Consider the following 15,765-nt stretch of genomic DNA (forward strand, 5'->3'; position numbering starts at 1 on the left):
GGAGTGTCAGAGCAGGTCGAAATCGAAGTCGACCTCGTACGAGGTGTCCTCGGGGTCGTTCTCGAAGGCGACGAGCTGAGGGGTGTCGAGTCTCTCGGTGCGAGTGTCGATCTCGGCGACCGTGTCGCCGACCTGCTGCGTCTCGTCCGGACTGCGGATCCCGTGGACCGACAGCGGCACACCGAGACCGACGACGATCAGCACCTGCGAGCGCGTCTCCGGCCTGCTGGCATCGTCGAGCGTGACCGTGCCCATCTCGCGGTGCCGCGCGAGCGTCAGGGAGTAGCGGAGGACCGCCGCCGCGGTCTCGTCCTCGAGATCGACGAAGCCGCCGGTGTGGAACAGGGTCTTCATGGGAACGTCCTCTGCTGATGGAGCGGTGCCGGTGAGGCGCATCGGGGTCAGGGACACGTTCCGTCGAACCTAGGCTCCGCACCGCACGGTGCACCACGCGGTTGACAGACGCCGATCGGAGGAGCGGATCGCGCGCTCGCCCACTCCCCGGCTGATCGGGCCCATCGACTCACACCCCGCAGAGAGGCCACCCCGATAGCGTCGTCACGACGGTGCGACCCGTGCTCCCCGGTCGCGCTGCCCGCCCGCCGGTCGCCCTCGACCGACGCCGGGTGATCGCCACCTCACGGAACATCGACCGCGATCCGCATCGCGAAAGGTCCTGACCATGGCACCGAGCACGAACGATCTCCTCCACTCGCCCTTCGAGGGCCTCCTCGCGACGCCCTCCTCGCGCCTCCCGTACCAGCACGACGTCCAGCTCCGCTCCTTCGTGCTGCAACGCCCCGAAGGCACCGTCGTCGTCTACAACTCCCCCGGTGTGAGCGAAGCGGCGACGGCGATCCGGCAGCTCGGTCCGCCCTCGCGGCTGCTCGTGAACCACGCGCACGAGGCGATGTACGGGCAGCCCGAGCTGGACGTCGCGGTCTGGATGCATCACGCCGATCGCTCCGAGGTCGGCGCCTCGCTCGAGATCGCGGGAACCTTCGATCGGCGCGAGTGGATCGACCACGACCTCGAGGTCATCCCGACGCCCGGCCACACGCCCGGAACCTGCTCATACCTGTGGGACAACGGCACGAACCGCTTCCTCTTCACCGGCGACTTCCTCTGGATCGAGAACGGCGAGTGGAAGGCCGTCGTCCTCGACCCCGCGCTCCGCGCCGACTATCTCGACAGCCTGAGGCTGATCCGAGACCTCGACTTCGACGTGCTCGTGCCCTGGGGCGTCACCGAGGGCGACTCTCCCGCCTGGCCCGTGCGCGATGCCGACGACCGGCGGCATCGGATCGACCTGATCATCGACAGGGTCGCCTCCGGCGGTCAGCGCTGACCTCGTCCCGTCGGACGGACCGCCCCGCTCGTCACGACAGTGCCCCTCCGCAGGCGGCGAGGAGGCGGGCGCGCGCGACCGGAGTGCCGGCGCTCACTCCGGAGGCGCGGCGTCGCGCAGCCGCTTCGGGGCCCGCGCCTCCCACGCCTCGCGCAGCAGCTCGCCGAGGCGGGCGGGCGGGACTCTCGCGAGACGCACGAGCACGCTCGGGTGGCCGTCGTAGTGATCGGAGGTGAAGTACGTGTCGGGGTCGTCCTGCAGCAGCGCCTCCCGCTCGCCGAGATCCGCTCGCCAGCAGACGAGCACTCCGGGCTGCTCGTGCAATCGGGCGAACATCCTCGACCCGGCGTAGAAGGCCGGGGTGCCGTAGGCGGAGCGCTCCTCGACCCCTGGCAGTTCGAGGGCGAGGCGGCGCACGTCGCTGTCGCTGCTCATGCCGACAGTGTGCAAGCGAGCGGCGGACGAGCACAACCGCCGGCCCGCTCCCGATCGCTTGACACCGTCACCGAGCGCTCACCATCATCGGCAGTGACGACCGGAGGCGGCGGGCCACCGGCACCTCGGAAGGAACGGCGCACCGATGCCCACCACGATCTTCGTCAACCTGGCCGTCAGCGATCTCGCACGATCCCGTGCGTTCTTCGAGTCGCTCGGCTACTCCATCAACGAGGGCTTCAGCGACGAGCACGCCGTCAGCGTGGTGATCAGCGACACGATCACCGCGATGCTGCTCACGCGGGAGTTCTTCGCCGAGTTCACCAGCAAGCCGATCATCGACGCCACCACCTCGACCGAGGTGCAGCTCGCCCTCAGCGCCGAGAGCAAGGAGGAGGTCGACACCGTCCACGAGAAGGCACTCGCAGCGGGCGCGGCGGACGCCGGCACCCAGGACCACGGCTTCATGTACTCGAAGAGCTTCGACGACCTCGACGGCCACCACTGGGACTTCGTCTGGATGGACCCCGAGGCGGCGGCCGGCGGCGCGCCGGAGATCAGCCTCGAGGAGATCCGGGAGAACACGACGCACAGCTGAGTCGCGCCCGACCGCGAAGTGCCGTCGAGACGACAGGGCAGCGGCGTTCCGCCCGACTCGCCCTCGCTGCCGAAGACGCCCGCGGTCTCCGCTCCCGACGGCGACTCCTCTGCGGCTCTGCTCAGCTCACGTCGAGTACTTCTCGACCGAGCGCCTCGGAGAGCAGTCGCTCCTCGGTGACGGAGTGCGTGCTCAGGGTGACGCGCTCGGTGGGGACGACGGTCTTGACGATGCCGATCCGCTCCTCGTGCAGGATGACGACGACAGGCTGAGGAGTGCGCGCGTCGAGGTCGCGAGGAAGCGGGCCTCCTTCGGGAAGGGATTCGCGGGTGAGGCGGATCTCCTCGCGCCGGACGTCGACGGTGAGGGTGCGCTGCTCGGTGACGATGACGCGCTCGAGCCGGACTCGCTCGGTCGCGTATCGCCGCGTGGTGACGCTCAGCTGCTCCTCGTGCCGGATCATCTCGACGGCCGGGTCGTCCGGTGTCGAGATCCGAGAGGTGGGTCGAGCAGTCATGGGATCTCCGATCAGGCGAGCGCGAACGCTGGTGCGGGGGGTGGGAACAGGACCGGCCCCGCTCAGAGAGGAGCGGGGCCGGTCCTGTCGGGCGCGTCAGCTCGAACGGCGAGTGGTCGTCGTCGGCGCGGCCTGCTGCGCCTTGCGCGCGGCCTGCTCGGCCTGCTCCTTCACGCTCGGCGCGTTCTGAGCGTGCTGCTGGATCTTCGGAGCCTCGTCCTCGGCCTTGGTGAGGATCGTCTCCCAGCGCTGCTGCATCGGCTTGATGAGCCCGCCGCCCGCACCCACGATGATGACGCCGGCGATGATGGCGAGGACCGCGATGAGGATCGGCGTGGTGACGGTCGTGGCGACCTCGATCTGGTTCAGCGCAGCGGTCGCTCCGAGGAACAGGATGAAGACGGCGACGATGTTCCCGAGGACCTTGCCGTAGGAGAGACCGCCGAGCGTGTTCTGAATGAGCCCCTTGGCGCCGGCGGCGATCGCCGCGGCGATGACGATGATGATGATCGCCACGATGATCTTCGGGAGGAACCCGATGATGCCCTGGAGCAGGTCGCTGACCGGGTTCTGCCCGAAGACACCGAAGGCGAACTGGAGAACGAACAGCACCAGCGTGTAGTAGATGATCTTCGACACGATGTCGGAGGCGTCGAGCTTCGAGTTCGCGAGGGCCTTCTTGATACCGCCGCGCTCGACGGCGCGGTCGAAGCCGACCTTCGTGAGGAGCCGGGAGAGGCCCTTCTCGATGAGCTTCGCGACGATGAGGCCGACGATGAGGATGAGCAGGAACAGCAGTGCGAGCGGGACGAACGCGATGACCGCGGCGAGTCCGTTCTGAAGTGCGGCGGGGAAATCCATGGGGTGTGCCTTCCAGGCATGGGTCCCCGGGGGGACGGTTTCGGGTGGTGCGGGAGGTGGTGCCGGGTGGCGGCGGCCGACCGGAGGGTGCCGGGGCGGCCGCCGCCGGTGCCGCTTAGGAGCGGTTGCCGCGGTCGACGACGGTGTCGTCGGTCGCGGTGGAGCGGGTGGTGGGCTCGAGGACCTCGATCTCCTCGTGGGCGACGTCCTCGGTCACCGTCTGCTGCTCGGTGACGGTCTCGGTGCCGAGCGACACACGCTCGACGGGGACCGTCTCCTTCGCGGTGACGACACGCTCGCCGGTGAGGATCACTTCGTGCTCCTCCTCGCTGAGCTCCGGACCGGAGAGGGCGTTGTCGGCGTTCGCGTCAGTGATCGGCTCGCGGGTGACGCGGACCTCCTCGTGGCTGACGGGGACGGTCTTCGTGACCTGCTCGGTGACCACGTGCTTGCGGAGGCGCGCGCGGCCCGCCTCGACCTTCTCGGTGCCGACGCGGAGGCGCTCCTCGGAGCGGGTCATCGCGTCATCGGTCGTGGGGCCGGAGGTGTCGTAGCCCTCGGTGCCGGCAGTGTTGCCGGCGGTGCGGTCGGCGTCCTGGTCGTAGAGGGGCGCCTCGGTCGGTGCGGAGTAGCTGTCGCCCCGGCCGTAGTAGGAGTAGAGCGTCTGCTCCTCGTCGGCGTTGAGGGCGCCGTCGTCGTCGACGCGCGGGGCGTCCTTGACGAAGGACTTCTCGTAGGGCACGCGCAGGACGCCGCCCTCGTAGGTCGCGTCCTGCAGGGGTGCGAACGACTCGGAGGAGCCGAACAGTCCGGTGCGGATGGTGACCCAGGTGGGGGTCTGCGAGTCGTCGGCGACGTAGACCTGGCCGACGGTGCCGATCTTGGCGTCGTCGCTGCCGCGCACGTCGGCGCCGATGAGGTTGTCGATGGTGGTGCTGTCGATCACAGTGCACTCTCTTCCTCCGGAGCGATGGCTCCGGAGCTCGGTGATGGGTGGTCTCGGGGGGGGGGAGCAGCCACTGCTCGCATCGCGGTGGTCCTCGCACAGGAAGCGGGACACTTACGGTGTAAGCCAAAGTGGAGCTTACAAAGTAAGTCTGATTAGGGTGGGGAGCTCCACCCGGTTGTTTTTCACGCGCGACGCTGGTAGCGGGGTGTGAGGATCGCTACGGGAGGCCCGCCATCACTGGGAACACGAAGACGAACAGGGGCGGATCGACTGCGCCGAGGCTCAGCAGGGAGCTGATCGTCACGACCGCCCTGACGCAGATCGACAGATCGGGGAGCCAGAGCCTGTCGATGCGCTCCCTCGCGCAGGAACTGGGCGTCGAGGCGATGTCGCTCTACCGGTACGTGCATGGCAAGGAGGACCTGCTCGAGGGCGTCATCTCGATGCTGATGCGAGATCTCAACTCCCATCTCGACGAGTCGGAGGCGGAGCACTGGCAGGGATTCCTGCAGGTCGTGGCCCACGAGGTCCGTCGAATCGCGACAGACCACCCACGAGCATTCCCCCTGGTCGCGACGCGACACCCCGCCGCCCCCTGGCTGCGACCGCCGCTGCGGAGCGTCGAGGTCGTCAACACGTTCCTCAGTGCGCTGACGTCGCACGGGTTCTCGGACGAGCGGGCCGTCGGCGCCTACCGCGCGTTCAGCAGCTTCCTGCTCGGTCAGCTGCTGCTGCAGGCCACGATCCACGGAGCCGAGACGTCACCCGTCGAAGAGCCGCTCGACGAGGGAGACGCTGCTCTGCCGCAGGGCGACGGCACGATGTCGCTCGACGTCGCGCCGGAGGTCCTGCGCCTGCGCGACCTGCTCAGCGAGGACCGGAGTGACGAGGAGTTCGAGATCTCTCTGGAAGCACTCCTGGACCGGCTCGACCTGGAGCTCTCGCAGTAGGACCCTCCGCGAGGGACCGGTCCCAGGGCCAGCCTCCATCCACGACGGGCGCGTCCGGCTACCGTGTGCCGATGACCGAGATCAGCGCCCTCCTCGACCACTGGGTCCAGGGGTGGATGCTCTCCCGCCGGATGGTCGGCCGGCCCGACGGCGAGGGCTGGCTCGTCGAGGTCGACGCCGACACCCGGGCGCGGGAGCGCATCAGCGCGACGCCGTCGCTCGCCGAGCTCGACCGACTCGTGGCCGCGACGAGCGGGCCGGACGCGTGGCTGACACTCGTCGGAGACCTCGATGCGCGGAGCCTCGAGGCGCTGGCTCCGCTCGACCGCGTCACCAGCGACGAGAGCATGATGACGGCGGCCCTCCTGCCCACCCCCGCACCGGAGCGGGTGCTCCTCGAGGCGGACGGCCCGGTCGCCCACGCCCGCATCGAGGTGGACGGCGAGCTCGCGGCCCGCGGACAGGCGGCGGTGCGCGCCGGGGATTGCGTGTTCGACCGCGTCGAGACGACTACCGAGTTCTGTCGCCGCGGCCTCGGACGCCTCGTCGTGACGGGTCTCAGCGCCTGGGCTGCGGACCACGGTGCGACGACGGGGATCCTGATGGCCAGCGTCAGCGGTCGGAGACTCTACGACAGCCTCGGCTGGTCGGAGGTCTCCCCCCTCGCCACCTTCCGCGGACGGCCGGACTGAGCGTTTCTACCTACGCACAGGAGTTCCCTCGGCCTCGTGCTGTCAATCCTTCGTGACCTGAGTCTTTCTCCTCGCACTGGCCCCCGTGCGAGGCACATTAACGACCTGTAGCTGTGCCTACTCTGAAGAACGGCGCAGACCGTTCCACCCCTCCGGTGCGCCGGAATCGGCGCCCCAGCTCCCCCTGACCGTCACGAGCCGACCGCCCGACCGCCCGCCGCACTGCCGCTCCACCACGCAGCAGCGCACCAGGCACCGTTCGGCGGCCCTTCCCCGCACCATCCGCCCGGAACGCAGTGACGCGTGCAGCCGGCTCCTCCCCCGTCGGAGGAGTCCCGGCCCTACGAGCGCCTCGAGGCTTCCGCCACGACGTGTTCCGGTCGTTACCCTCCCCCAGCACGAGACGATCGGAAGACACCCCATGGCACGAGCCACCCCCTCCCCCACCTCACCGCCCCTGCCTGCGGGCGCCGCAGCCGAGTCGCGTCCGCGGCAGCTACAGGGACTGGGCGGAGCGGTCCGGCGACCGAGGAAGGACCTCCTCCGGATCCTCGCGATCACGGCCGCGGTGGGGATCGCCGTGTCGACGGTCTCGATCCTGGACGCGCCGACCGCCTCGGCCGCCGAGTCGACCTACGGACCCGACGGCACGCACTACCCGTCGGACACCCCCGACATCCGCTCCGCCGGCTCCGACTACACGGTCGTGGAGGTCGCGGCGTCGGGCTCGGCGATCCGCAAGGCGCTCGACGCCCTGACGAAGGCCCAGATCGCGGCGGGGGCCGTCATCGCGGTGGCACCCGGCTACATCGCCGACCTGTCGGCCCTCAACGGCTACAAGAACGCGGGAAGCACCAAGGTGCTGATCACGGCGCGCGACGGCTTCCGGTCGGTGACCGGCGGCGACTGGGCGCTGAAGTCGGTGACGGGCATCACCCTGATGCGCTTCGACATCGACTCGATCGACGTGAAGGGCGCGACGCACTCGTCGTTCGCCTGGCTCCGGGTCAACGAGAACTGGGTCGGCCTCGCCGCCTCGGCCGGCGCCCCGGTGCGCGACGTGGAGCTCATCGAGGTCGTCGAGCCCGACTCGCGCCTGAGGAGCGCCGACTCGGCTCAGATCAAGGCGTTCGCGCCGAACGTGATGAGCGACGTGCTGGTCGAGGGCGGCTACATCGCCCCGTCGTACTACCTCGACGCGGTCTACGGCGGCTCCAACCCGGCACGGCCGCACACCGACAGCCTCCAGATCGAGGGCTCGGGAGTCACCGGCCAGATCACCGTCAGGGACACCGTCGTGTTCGGCTCGAACAACAGCGCCGTCATCGTCGGAGGCGTCAAGAACGTCGCGTTCGAGCAGTCGCTGATCGTGGGCGGCACCGTCACCGCCAAGCGCTACCCGTTCCTCGCCGGCGGCGCCGGCTACCCCGGAGCCATCAACGGCGCGGGCAGCCTCAGCGCCATCCAGGGCAACGGAGGCGGCAACATCGACGCGTCCGACTCGATCCTCATCGGCTCCCTCCAGCCGACCTGGGACGCCGTCTACAACACCCGCACCAACCTCACCAACCGGACGGCGAGGACCGGCGGCTTCACGGTCGACAACACGCTGACCTCGATGACGTCCGCCGACCTCGACGAGATGAGCACGCGGCCGACCACCGCCCACCTCGTCGCCAGCTGGGACGAGGTGACCATCCCGAGCACGCCGGAACCCACGCCGACGCCCACCCCGACCGCCACGGCCACTCCGACGGCGACGCCCACCGCGACGCCGACGCCGACCGCGACCCCCACCGCCACTCCGACCCCGACCTCGACGCCGACCGCCACCCCGACCTCGACGCCGACCGCGCCGCCGACCGCGCCGGACTCCGAGGCGCCGAACGAGCCCCAGGTGCCGGTCACCGACACCACCGCCCCGTCGGTCGCGATCACCTCGCCGCTCCCCGGTGCCGTGCTCAGCGGCACGACGACCGCCACCGTCACGGCCACTGACGACACCGCTGTGACCGGCGTCGTCTTCTACCTCGGCAGCCTCAAGGTCGGCGACGCGACCCAGACCGGCGCGTCCACGTGGTCGCTGACCACGAGCACGACGGGCATGCGCGGGACCTTCCCGCTCACCGCCCGAGCGACCGATGCAGCGGGGAACATCCGCGTGAGCTCGCCCGTGTCGGTGACGCTGAGGTAGCGCCTCCCTCCGCCGACGGGCCGGCCCTCCACTCCGGAGGTGCCGGCCCGTTCTGCGTTGCCAGGCGGAGCGGCCCTCACGCCTGCAGGATCACTGCCCCGTAGTGCGTCCCCGCGCCCGTCCCGACGAGCAGCACCGACTCCCCCGGCTCGATCCGCGCCCGGTGCAGGGCCAGCGGGATCGCCGCGCCGATCGTGTTGCCCACGTCGGCCAGCGTCACGACCATCTTCTGCCGGCCCCAGAGACGCGCCATGCCCTCGAGCCCGGCTTTGCTCGTCTGGTGCGGGACGATGCGGTCGATGCCGGGCGTGCCGCTCGAGAGCCCGAGCCGGACGGTGTCGAGGAACGCCGGGAAGTGCCGCAGCGCGTCGACCAGCAGCGCGCCTCCGTGCATGTCGAAGCGGAAGTCGGAGAGCCGGTCGGCCGCCTCCTCGATGCGGATCCGCGAGCCGAACCCGCGGATCTCGGCGTGCCGCACTCCGCTGGGCCGGGTCAGGAACTTCGAGGCCACGATGCCCTGCTCCGGAGTCACCGCGCGCCCGACCACGACGGCCGCCGCGGCGTCGCCGAAGAGGAGGGCGCTCTCGGGCTGGGCGAGGTCGATGCCGCGGCTGCCGCCCTCGGTCGAGACGATGAGCACCCGCTCGGCGCGGCCCGTCGCGATCAGGAACCCCGCCTCCTGCAGCGCGAAGAGGAACGACAGGCAGGTCGCGTTGAGGCTGTAGGCCGAGACGTCGTCGAGGCCGAGGCCGGCGGCCAGCAGGGCTCCGCCGTCCGGGATGGCCTGCAGCTGCGTCCCGGAGGCGTTCAGCACGACGTCCACGTCGCTCGCGTCGATCCCGGCCGCGTCCAGGGCGCGCCGCGCCGCCGTCAGCCCGAGCTCGAGCGGGTCTTCGTCATCGGCGAGCCAGTGCCGCGTGAGCACTCCGCTGCGCCGCGCCGCCTCCTCGGGGTCGATGCCGCAGAGCGCGGCGACCTCGGCGGTGCCGACGACCCGCTCCGGAAGCGCCTCCCCGGTGCCGAGGATGCGGATGGGCAGAGTGTCGGGCACTGTGGCGTTCCTCCTGCTCCGGATCGACGGTCGATCCGAGCGTTCTCTGTATACCGCCGATGCGAGCTCGATGTCGGCGCGGCGAGGCCGGGCGCGGATTGACGGCCCCCTGCTCCGCGGACACTATGGACGGGGCCTCCCCGCGTTCGGCGGCGGTGACCCGGTGCGGGTCGCCGGGTCGAGCGGCGGAGGGGGAGCGGATGAGCGAGCAGCACTCCGGTCCCAGCACGCCCTCGGGCGCCACCACCCCCTTCTGGGTCGTGGTGCCGCTGTACAACGAGGAGAAGCTGCTCGACGGGGCCCTCGAGGCGCTCGCCGCCCAGACCGATCCCGACTTCACCCTCCTCCTCGTCGACAACGCGAGCACCGACGGCTCCCGCGCGGTGATCGACGCCTTCGCGGCCCGGCATCCGGGGCGGCAGGTGATGACGATCACCGAGGGGCAGAAGGGCACGGGAGCCGCCTCCGACACCGGGTTCCGCTACGCGATCGAGCACGGTGCCGCGGTCATCGCGCGGACGGACGCCGACTGTCTCCCCGGAGCCGAGTGGGTCGCGCGGCTGAAGGCCGACGTCGCGAGCGGAGCGCGATTCGTCGGCGGGCGCCTGAATCCGCGCACCGACGAGCCGATCTACCGCTGGTACGACGGCGTCATCGGCACCGCGATGATCCGGCTGCTGGAGCGGGCGCCCGCCGTCTTCTACCGGCGACCGGGGCAGCGCTACCCGCTCTTCATGGCCGCCGGCTCGAACATGGCGATCGACGCCGCGCTGTACCTCGAGGTCGACGGGTTCCCCCGCTCGAGCATCGACGACACCGACGAGGATCTCGAGCTGCACCTCAAGGTGTGCCAGGTGATCCCGCGGGAGCAGGCGCGGCTGGACCGTCACGCCGTGGTCCGCATGTCGATCCGCAAGGGCAAGGCGCTCGGCTACCTGGGGATCCTGCTCTGGTACTGGGACCGCAAGAAGACCACGGCGGTCGTCGATGTCCGCTGAGCGACGGCGCGTGCTGATCACCGGCGCGACCGGGTTCCTCGGCGGCTACGCGGTCCGGGAGTTCCTGGCGGCGGGCGACGAGGTGATCGCGGCCGGCCGCAACCCCGCCGCCCTCGAGAGGCTCCGCTCCGAGGGCGCCGAGACGATCGAGGCCGACCTCGCGCAGCTCGCCGCGATGCCGGTGCGCGCCGACGTGCTGGTCCACTCCGCAGCCCTCTCGAGCCCGTGGGGCCGCTGGAGCGAGTTCCACGAGGCCAACGTGGCGGGCACGGAGGCGATGATCGACCTCGCGCAGAGCTCGCGGATCCGCCGCCTGGTGTTCGTCTCGTCGCCCAGCATCTACTCGGCCCGGCGGCACCAGTTCGCGGTGCGGGAGGACGACTTCGACCCCGACAGCCGGATGAGCCTCTACATCCGCAGCAAGATCGAGGCCGAGCGCCTGCTGCAGGCGGCGCTCGCGTCGGGCCGCCTCGAGGAGCTGGTGATCCTCCGCCCGCGCGGGCTGATCGGAGTGGGCGACCCGAGCCTCATCCCGCGCTTCGTCGCGGCCTCGCGGCGACGCGGCATCCCGCTCTTCGACGGCGGACGCAACATCGTCGACGTCACCTGCGTCGAGAACGCGGCGCACGCCCTGCTGCTGGCCGCCTCCGCGCCGGTCGCCCCCGGGAGCGTCTACAACATCACCAACGGCGAGCCGCAGCCCTTCGGCGTCCTGCTCGACCGGTTCTTCGACGCGATGGGCGAGACGCCGCGCTACCTCACCGTCGACCTCCGCATCCTGAGCGCCCTCGCCGTGGTGCTCGAGAAGGTCTACGCGCTGCTGCCGCGCGGCACCGAGCCTCCGTTCACGCGGTACACCGTCGCGACCCTCGCCTACGCCCAGACCCTCGACATCTCGCGGGCGCGCGCCGAGCTCGGCTACGAGCCGACGGTGCCGCTGGCCGAGGGGATCCGCCGCGTCGGCGAGCACTACCGGGACACCCGTGGCTGAGCGGGCGGGCTCGCTGCTGGTCTTCGCGTGCGGCGACACGACCTTCCCGCTGTCGCAGGTGTTCCGCGGCGACCGGCTGCCGAGCCGCACGTTCCCCTCGAACGTGTTCCTCTACACGCACCCGAGCGGGCGACGCGTGCTCTTCGACACGGGCTACCCGCCGACCCTGCGCGGCGCGGGACCGATCGGGGCGCTGTACCGCCGCATCCTGCCCCCGCGCATCACTGCCGGCGAGACGATCGACGCCCAGCTGCGGCGCGAGGGCCTCACGCCGGGCGACATCGACCTCGTCGTGCTGTCGCACCTGCACCCCGACCACATCGGCGGGCTGCGCTACTTCCCCGACGCGACCCTGGTGCTCTCGGCGGGGCAGCAGAGACGGATGCGTCGCCACGGCATCACCGACGGGATCTTCGACGCGCTCCTCCCGCCGTGGGTCGCGTCGGCGCCGACGCTGGTGGTCGACGAGCAGCCGTCGGTGACGGTGGCGGGAGTGACGGGCTTCGACGTCTTCGGCGACGGCCGCTTCGTGGTCACGCCCCTCCCCGGCCACGCTCTCGGGCACCTCGGCGCGCTCGTCGAGGGCCGCCTGCTGCTCGCCGGCGACGCCGCCTGGGGTCGCGACGTGCTGACGTGGTCCGACCGCCTCCGCCCCCTGCCCCGCCTGATCAGCGACGACCCGGAGGCGCACCACGCCACCGCCGCGTCGCTCGAGCGCCTCGAGGCCGCCGGCCTCACCCTCTGCTTTAGCCACGACGTCTACCCGTCGCGCGTGCTGCTGCCCTGAGGGCCGCGGGCCGCGCCGAGCACGCTGCCGCCGCCTGCAGTCGAGCCCGAGCATGCTGCCCACGCCCGCAGTCGCCGCCGCCCCCTGCTGATCGAGCAGCCCGCGCAGCGGGCGTATCGAGATCCACGTCCGCCAGAAGCCGAGGGCAGAAGCCTCGTCTGCTGAAGCCGGTCGGTCTCGATACGCCCCTGCGGGGCTACTCGACCAGCATGCAATTGCCTGCAGCCCCGTCTGCTCGCCTCACAGCCACCGCCTGCAGTCGAGCCCGAGCATGCTGCCGCCGCCCGCGGTCGGCGCAGAGCATGCTGACGCTGCCTGCAGTCGCCGCAGAGCATGCTGATCGAGTAGCACGCGGAGCGGGCGTATCGAGATCCACGTCCGTCAGAAAGCCAGGGCAGATGCCTGATCTGTTGAAGCGGGTCGGTCTCGATACGCCCCTGCGGGGCTACTCGACCAGCAGGGGATGGCCCGCGGCCCCGCTCACACCCCTCACAGCCGCTGCCTGCAGTCGCCGCAGAGCATGCTGATCGAGTAGCACGCGGAGCGGGCGTATCGAGATCCACGTCCGTCAGAAGGCCAGGGCAGATGCCTGATCTGTTGAAGCGGGTCGGTCTCGATACGCCCCTGCGGGGCTACTCGACCAGCAGGTGATGGCTCGCCGGAGCGTCAGACCGCGAAGTCCTCCGGCCAGCCGTGCGCGGCGAGGTAGCGGCGCACGCGCTCGATGTCCTCGTCGGAGGGGAGCTCCGAGGTCACGCGGGCGATCGCGGCGCCCACGTCGACGCGGCTCGCGTCCGTCGAGAGGCGCGATCCCACCTCCGTCACCTCCGCGTCGGTCAGGCGGCGGCGGAGCAGCGCGACGAGCGGGACGAAGTCCTGCTCGGGGAGCCCGGTCGGGTAGCCGGCGCGCAGCCAGCGGACCACGCGGGTCACGAGGCCGTCGCGCTCCTCGGAAGCCGGCTCGGCGAGCTCCTTCGGGTCGCCGAGCGGCCAGCCCGCGCTGGCCAGACGCGCCGAGACGCGCAGGAGGTCGTCCGGCATCGCGGGCCCGAGCAGCATCTGCTCGACGCGCTCGCGCAGCCGCTCGGGGTCGAGCTCCTGCCCCGCCGCGTCCGCCCGAGCGGCCTCGGAGAGCAGCTGCCCGACGACCTGCTCCAGCTCGTCGGCGGTGAGACTGCGCCGCAGGATGCCGAGCAGCGGCACGTAGTCCTGCTCAGGCACTCCCATCGGGTAGCCGGCGCGGAGCCAGGCGACCACGCGCGCGACCAGTCCGTCGGTCGTGCCGGGCTCGAGGGCGGCCACGCTCAGTCCTTGGGCTGGAAGGTCGGGAAGACGTTCTCGAAGCTGACGGTCTGCCCGAGCCCGGTGGCGATGATGATGCTGAGGCCGATGGCGACCGCCGCGATCACGAGGACGAAGCAGACGACTCCGATGACGCGCAGCAGCGGCGCCGGGAGCGAGCGTTCTGCGAGGGCGGAGTCGCCGGCGACGGCGAACGAGCGGACGCCGACGGCGAAGAGCGCGGGCAGGCCGGCTCCGAGGATCACGGCGACGAGCGCCACCTGACCGGCTGCGGCGAGGAAGAGTGAGAACACGGCGGCGATCCTGTCTACGAGGTGCGGGAGTCGGCGGTCGAGCGGGCGGGCGCCTTCGCGTCCTCCCACTCGTCGTTGACGTTGTGGGCGCCGATGCTGTCGCGGCGCGAGCGGAGGTAGATGTACACGGCGACCGCGACGAGGATCGCGGCCATGAGCAGGCCGCCCCCGGCGCCCCCGACGAGGTTGCCGAGCCACCACATGACGGCGCCGACGAGCGCGGCGGCCGGGAGGGTGATGACCCAGGCGATCACCATCCGCAGGGCGACACGCCAGCGCACCTGGGCGCCGGGGCGTCCGACGCCCGAGCCGAGGATCGAGCCGGTCGCGACGTGGGTGGTCGAGAGGGCGAAGCCGAGGTGGCTGGAGGCGAGGATCACGGCGGCGGACGAGCTCTCGGCCGCCATGCCCTGGGGCGTGTTGATCTCGACGAGGCCCTTGCCGACGGTGCGGATGATCCGCCAGCCGCCGATGTAGGTGCCGAGCGAGATGGCGAGCGCGCAGGCGAGCTTGACCCAGAACGGCACCGACTCGGTGTCGTCCCAGCCGCCCGCGGCGATCAGGGCGAGCGTGATGACGCCCATCGTCTTCTGCGCGTCGTTGGTGCCGTGGGCGAGCGAGACCAGGGAGGCGCTGCCGATCTGGCCGATCCGGAACCCGTGGTGCAGCTTCTTCTCGGCGATGTTGCCGATCACGCGGAAGACGAGCCAGGTGCCGATCGCGGCGACGGCGCCGGCGAGCACCGGCGACATCAGCGCCGGCAGGATCACCTTGCCGACCACGCCGTCGAGCTTGGATCCGTCGCCCGCCCAGTTGACGCCGTTGACACCGAGTCCGGCGAGCGCCGACCCGATCAGGCCGCCGAAGAGCGCGTGCGACGAGCTCGAGGGCAGGCCGAGCAGCCAGGTGAGCAGGTTCCAGATGATGCCGCCGATGAGGCCGGCGAGCACGATCAGCAGCAGAGCGGATCCCCCGCCCTCGAGCAGCGCCGGATCGGGTGCGCCGGACGAGTCCTGGATCTTGACGACCGCGTTGGTCACGGTCAGGGCGACCTCGATGCTGAGGAACGCACCCACGAGGTTGAGTGACGCGGACAGTGCGACGGCGACCTTGGGCTTGAGGGCCCCGGTCGCGATCGAGGTCGCCATGGCGTTGGCCGTGTCATGGAAGCCGTTGGTGAAGTCGAACGCCAGAGCGGTGACGATCACGAGGACGAGAAGGATGAAGGGATCCACGGAGGAGATACTCCGCCCTCGAGCCGCTCCGTGGGACGGTCGCGAGACGCATTCACCGACTATTCATCTTGCCCTCGCTCGCCCTCGACTACCCTGTGGGGTTTCTCAGGCGAGCGGCCGTCTCAGCGCTCGGCGTGCGGCAGCGGGGGCGTCAGGTCGGGCACGTGCTCCGGGTCGGCGTCGACCACGGGCTCGGGAGTCGGCGCGACGCCGGGCAGCGGCGGGGTGAGATCGGGCGTCACGTGACGGCCGACGCTCGCGGTCGCCTCGGCGACTCCGAGACGGCGAGCGGCCTTCGCCTGCTTCGCCTTCAGCTTCTCGGTGCGCTCGGCGAGCTTCCTGGCCTTCTTGCGCAGCTTCTTGCTCGAGTCGCGCACGGCCTCGTGCGCCGCGCGGACCGACTTCTCGGCCTTCGCGAGCGCCTTCTTCGCGCGCTTCTGCGCTGCCTTGCCGTCGTTCTTCGATGCCATGGGGATCCTCCGCTCGTCGGCCTGGTCGGCCGCCCCCACCGTATCGACGGCCACCGATAACGGCCTGGGTGGTGGGGGCGCGCCCAGGGGCGTA

General features: G+C 71.0%; 18 protein-coding genes. 8 read left to right on the plus strand and 10 right to left on the minus strand.

Annotated features, from left to right (window positions below):
• Nucleotides 1-6: 6 nt before the first annotated feature.
• A complete protein-coding gene (locus tag GRS96_RS01655; protein WP_159855085.1) occupies nucleotides 7-354 on the minus strand; it encodes a hypothetical protein in 348 nt (115 codons plus the stop codon).
• A 328-nt stretch (nucleotides 355-682) separates the two neighbouring features.
• On the opposite strand from GRS96_RS01655, the gene GRS96_RS01660 reads away from it, so the two are divergent.
• Complete coding sequence (locus GRS96_RS01660) at nucleotides 683-1,348, plus strand: MBL fold metallo-hydrolase (protein ID WP_159987556.1); 666 nt, start codon at nucleotides 683-685, stop codon at nucleotides 1,346-1,348.
• 93 nt (nucleotides 1,349-1,441) lie between these two features.
• Here the strand turns inward: GRS96_RS01660 and GRS96_RS01665 are convergent, their stop codons facing one another.
• The gene (locus GRS96_RS01665) at nucleotides 1,442-1,783 is read right to left on the minus strand and encodes an MmcQ/YjbR family DNA-binding protein (RefSeq protein WP_159987557.1); all 342 of its coding nucleotides are present in this window, start codon (nucleotides 1,781-1,783) and stop codon (nucleotides 1,442-1,444) included.
• Nucleotides 1,784-1,928: 145 nt separating this feature from the next.
• Between GRS96_RS01665 and GRS96_RS01670 the strand changes: the two genes are divergently transcribed.
• The gene (locus tag GRS96_RS01670) at nucleotides 1,929-2,381 is read left to right on the plus strand and encodes a VOC family protein (RefSeq protein WP_159855079.1); all 453 of its coding nucleotides are present in this window, start codon (nucleotides 1,929-1,931) and stop codon (nucleotides 2,379-2,381) included.
• Nucleotides 2,382-2,502: 121 nt separating this feature from the next.
• Here GRS96_RS01670 and GRS96_RS01675 read toward each other — a convergent pair whose 3' ends face one another.
• The 3 genes from GRS96_RS01675 to GRS96_RS01685 all read right to left on the minus strand — a co-directional run bounded on the left by GRS96_RS01675 (nucleotide 2,503) and on the right by GRS96_RS01685 (nucleotide 4,705).
• Nucleotides 2,503-2,898 (minus strand): YsnF/AvaK domain-containing protein, encoded by a 396-nt coding sequence (locus GRS96_RS01675; RefSeq protein WP_159855077.1) that lies wholly within the window; start codon nucleotides 2,896-2,898, stop codon nucleotides 2,503-2,505.
• A gap of 96 nt (nucleotides 2,899-2,994) precedes the next feature.
• Nucleotides 2,995-3,759, minus strand: coding sequence for a mechanosensitive ion channel family protein (locus tag GRS96_RS01680; protein ID WP_159855075.1), 765 nt, complete (start codon nucleotides 3,757-3,759; stop codon nucleotides 2,995-2,997).
• A 115-nt stretch (nucleotides 3,760-3,874) separates the two neighbouring features.
• Complete coding sequence (locus tag GRS96_RS01685; RefSeq protein WP_159855073.1) at nucleotides 3,875-4,705, minus strand: DUF2382 domain-containing protein; 831 nt, start codon at nucleotides 4,703-4,705, stop codon at nucleotides 3,875-3,877.
• Nucleotides 4,706-5,004: 299 nt separating this feature from the next.
• On the opposite strand from GRS96_RS01685, the gene GRS96_RS01690 reads away from it, so the two are divergent.
• The 3 genes from GRS96_RS01690 to GRS96_RS01700 all read left to right on the plus strand — a co-directional run bounded on the left by GRS96_RS01690 (nucleotide 5,005) and on the right by GRS96_RS01700 (nucleotide 8,544).
• Nucleotides 5,005-5,658, plus strand: a complete 654-nt coding sequence (locus GRS96_RS01690) for a TetR/AcrR family transcriptional regulator C-terminal domain-containing protein (protein ID WP_268893232.1) — start codon at nucleotides 5,005-5,007, stop codon at nucleotides 5,656-5,658.
• A 71-nt stretch (nucleotides 5,659-5,729) separates the two neighbouring features.
• Complete coding sequence (locus GRS96_RS01695; protein ID WP_159855072.1) at nucleotides 5,730-6,350, plus strand: GNAT family N-acetyltransferase; 621 nt, start codon at nucleotides 5,730-5,732, stop codon at nucleotides 6,348-6,350.
• 421 nt (nucleotides 6,351-6,771) lie between these two features.
• Nucleotides 6,772-8,544 (plus strand): Ig-like domain-containing protein, encoded by a 1,773-nt coding sequence (locus GRS96_RS01700; protein ID WP_159987558.1) that lies wholly within the window; start codon nucleotides 6,772-6,774, stop codon nucleotides 8,542-8,544.
• Between the two features lie 76 nt (nucleotides 8,545-8,620).
• On the opposite strand, the gene GRS96_RS01705 is transcribed toward GRS96_RS01700, so the two are convergent.
• Complete coding sequence (locus GRS96_RS01705; RefSeq protein WP_159987559.1) at nucleotides 8,621-9,595, minus strand: 3-oxoacyl-ACP synthase III family protein; 975 nt, start codon at nucleotides 9,593-9,595, stop codon at nucleotides 8,621-8,623.
• A gap of 200 nt (nucleotides 9,596-9,795) precedes the next feature.
• Here GRS96_RS01705 and GRS96_RS01710 point away from each other — a divergent pair, with 200 nt between their 5' ends.
• From GRS96_RS01710 to GRS96_RS01720, 3 genes are read left to right on the plus strand one after another with little or no spacing between them, the layout of a single operon-like run.
• The gene (locus tag GRS96_RS01710; RefSeq protein ID WP_159987560.1) at nucleotides 9,796-10,593 is read left to right on the plus strand and encodes a glycosyltransferase family 2 protein; all 798 of its coding nucleotides are present in this window, start codon (nucleotides 9,796-9,798) and stop codon (nucleotides 10,591-10,593) included.
• Nucleotides 10,583-11,584, plus strand: a complete 1,002-nt coding sequence (locus GRS96_RS01715; RefSeq protein ID WP_159855064.1) for an NAD-dependent epimerase/dehydratase family protein — start codon at nucleotides 10,583-10,585, stop codon at nucleotides 11,582-11,584. The genes GRS96_RS01710 and GRS96_RS01715 overlap by 11 nt, the downstream gene beginning before the upstream one ends.
• Nucleotides 11,577-12,371 carry an MBL fold metallo-hydrolase gene (locus GRS96_RS01720; RefSeq protein ID WP_159987561.1) on the plus strand — a complete coding sequence of 265 codons (795 nt, stop codon included), beginning with the start codon at nucleotides 11,577-11,579 and terminating at the stop codon, nucleotides 12,369-12,371. The genes GRS96_RS01715 and GRS96_RS01720 overlap by 8 nt, the downstream gene beginning before the upstream one ends.
• A gap of 666 nt (nucleotides 12,372-13,037) precedes the next feature.
• Here GRS96_RS01720 and GRS96_RS01725 read toward each other — a convergent pair.
• The 4 genes from GRS96_RS01725 to GRS96_RS01740 form a co-directional block, all read right to left on the minus strand.
• Nucleotides 13,038-13,673, minus strand: a complete 636-nt coding sequence (locus tag GRS96_RS01725; protein ID WP_236553540.1) for a DUF3349 domain-containing protein — start codon at nucleotides 13,671-13,673, stop codon at nucleotides 13,038-13,040.
• 2 nt (nucleotides 13,674-13,675) lie between these two features.
• The gene (locus GRS96_RS01730) at nucleotides 13,676-13,966 is read right to left on the minus strand and encodes a hypothetical protein (protein ID WP_159855060.1); all 291 of its coding nucleotides are present in this window, start codon (nucleotides 13,964-13,966) and stop codon (nucleotides 13,676-13,678) included.
• Nucleotides 13,967-13,980: 14 nt separating this feature from the next.
• The gene (locus GRS96_RS01735) at nucleotides 13,981-15,201 is read right to left on the minus strand and encodes an inorganic phosphate transporter (RefSeq protein WP_159855058.1); all 1,221 of its coding nucleotides are present in this window, start codon (nucleotides 15,199-15,201) and stop codon (nucleotides 13,981-13,983) included.
• A gap of 122 nt (nucleotides 15,202-15,323) precedes the next feature.
• Nucleotides 15,324-15,671, minus strand: a complete 348-nt coding sequence (locus tag GRS96_RS01740; protein ID WP_159855056.1) for a hypothetical protein — start codon at nucleotides 15,669-15,671, stop codon at nucleotides 15,324-15,326.
• Between the last annotated feature and the right edge of the window lie 94 nt (nucleotides 15,672-15,765).

This window comes from Rathayibacter sp. VKM Ac-2803, assembly GCF_009807175.1.
In the GTDB taxonomy this organism is placed as follows: Bacteria; Actinomycetota; Actinomycetes; order Actinomycetales; family Microbacteriaceae; genus Rathayibacter.

Coding starts and splice junctions, on each gene's coding strand:
- GRS96_RS01655 (WP_159855085.1), bottom strand. CDS start 354: ATGAAGACCCTGTTCCACACCGGCGGCTTCGTCGATCTCGAGGACGAG.
- GRS96_RS01660 (WP_159987556.1), top strand. CDS start 683: ATGGCACCGAGCACGAACGATCTCCTCCACTCGCCCTTCGAGGGCCTC.
- GRS96_RS01665 (WP_159987557.1), bottom strand. CDS start 1,783: ATGAGCAGCGACAGCGACGTGCGCCGCCTCGCCCTCGAACTGCCAGGG.
- GRS96_RS01670 (WP_159855079.1), top strand. CDS start 1,929: ATGCCCACCACGATCTTCGTCAACCTGGCCGTCAGCGATCTCGCACGA.
- GRS96_RS01675 (WP_159855077.1), bottom strand. CDS start 2,898: ATGACTGCTCGACCCACCTCTCGGATCTCGACACCGGACGACCCGGCC.
- GRS96_RS01680 (WP_159855075.1), bottom strand. CDS start 3,759: ATGGATTTCCCCGCCGCACTTCAGAACGGACTCGCCGCGGTCATCGCG.
- GRS96_RS01695 (WP_159855072.1), top strand. CDS start 5,730: ATGACCGAGATCAGCGCCCTCCTCGACCACTGGGTCCAGGGGTGGATG.
- GRS96_RS01700 (WP_159987558.1), top strand. CDS start 6,772: ATGGCACGAGCCACCCCCTCCCCCACCTCACCGCCCCTGCCTGCGGGC.
- GRS96_RS01710 (WP_159987560.1), top strand. CDS start 9,796: ATGAGCGAGCAGCACTCCGGTCCCAGCACGCCCTCGGGCGCCACCACC.
- GRS96_RS01715 (WP_159855064.1), top strand. CDS start 10,583: ATGTCCGCTGAGCGACGGCGCGTGCTGATCACCGGCGCGACCGGGTTC.
- GRS96_RS01740 (WP_159855056.1), bottom strand. CDS start 15,671: ATGGCATCGAAGAACGACGGCAAGGCAGCGCAGAAGCGCGCGAAGAAG.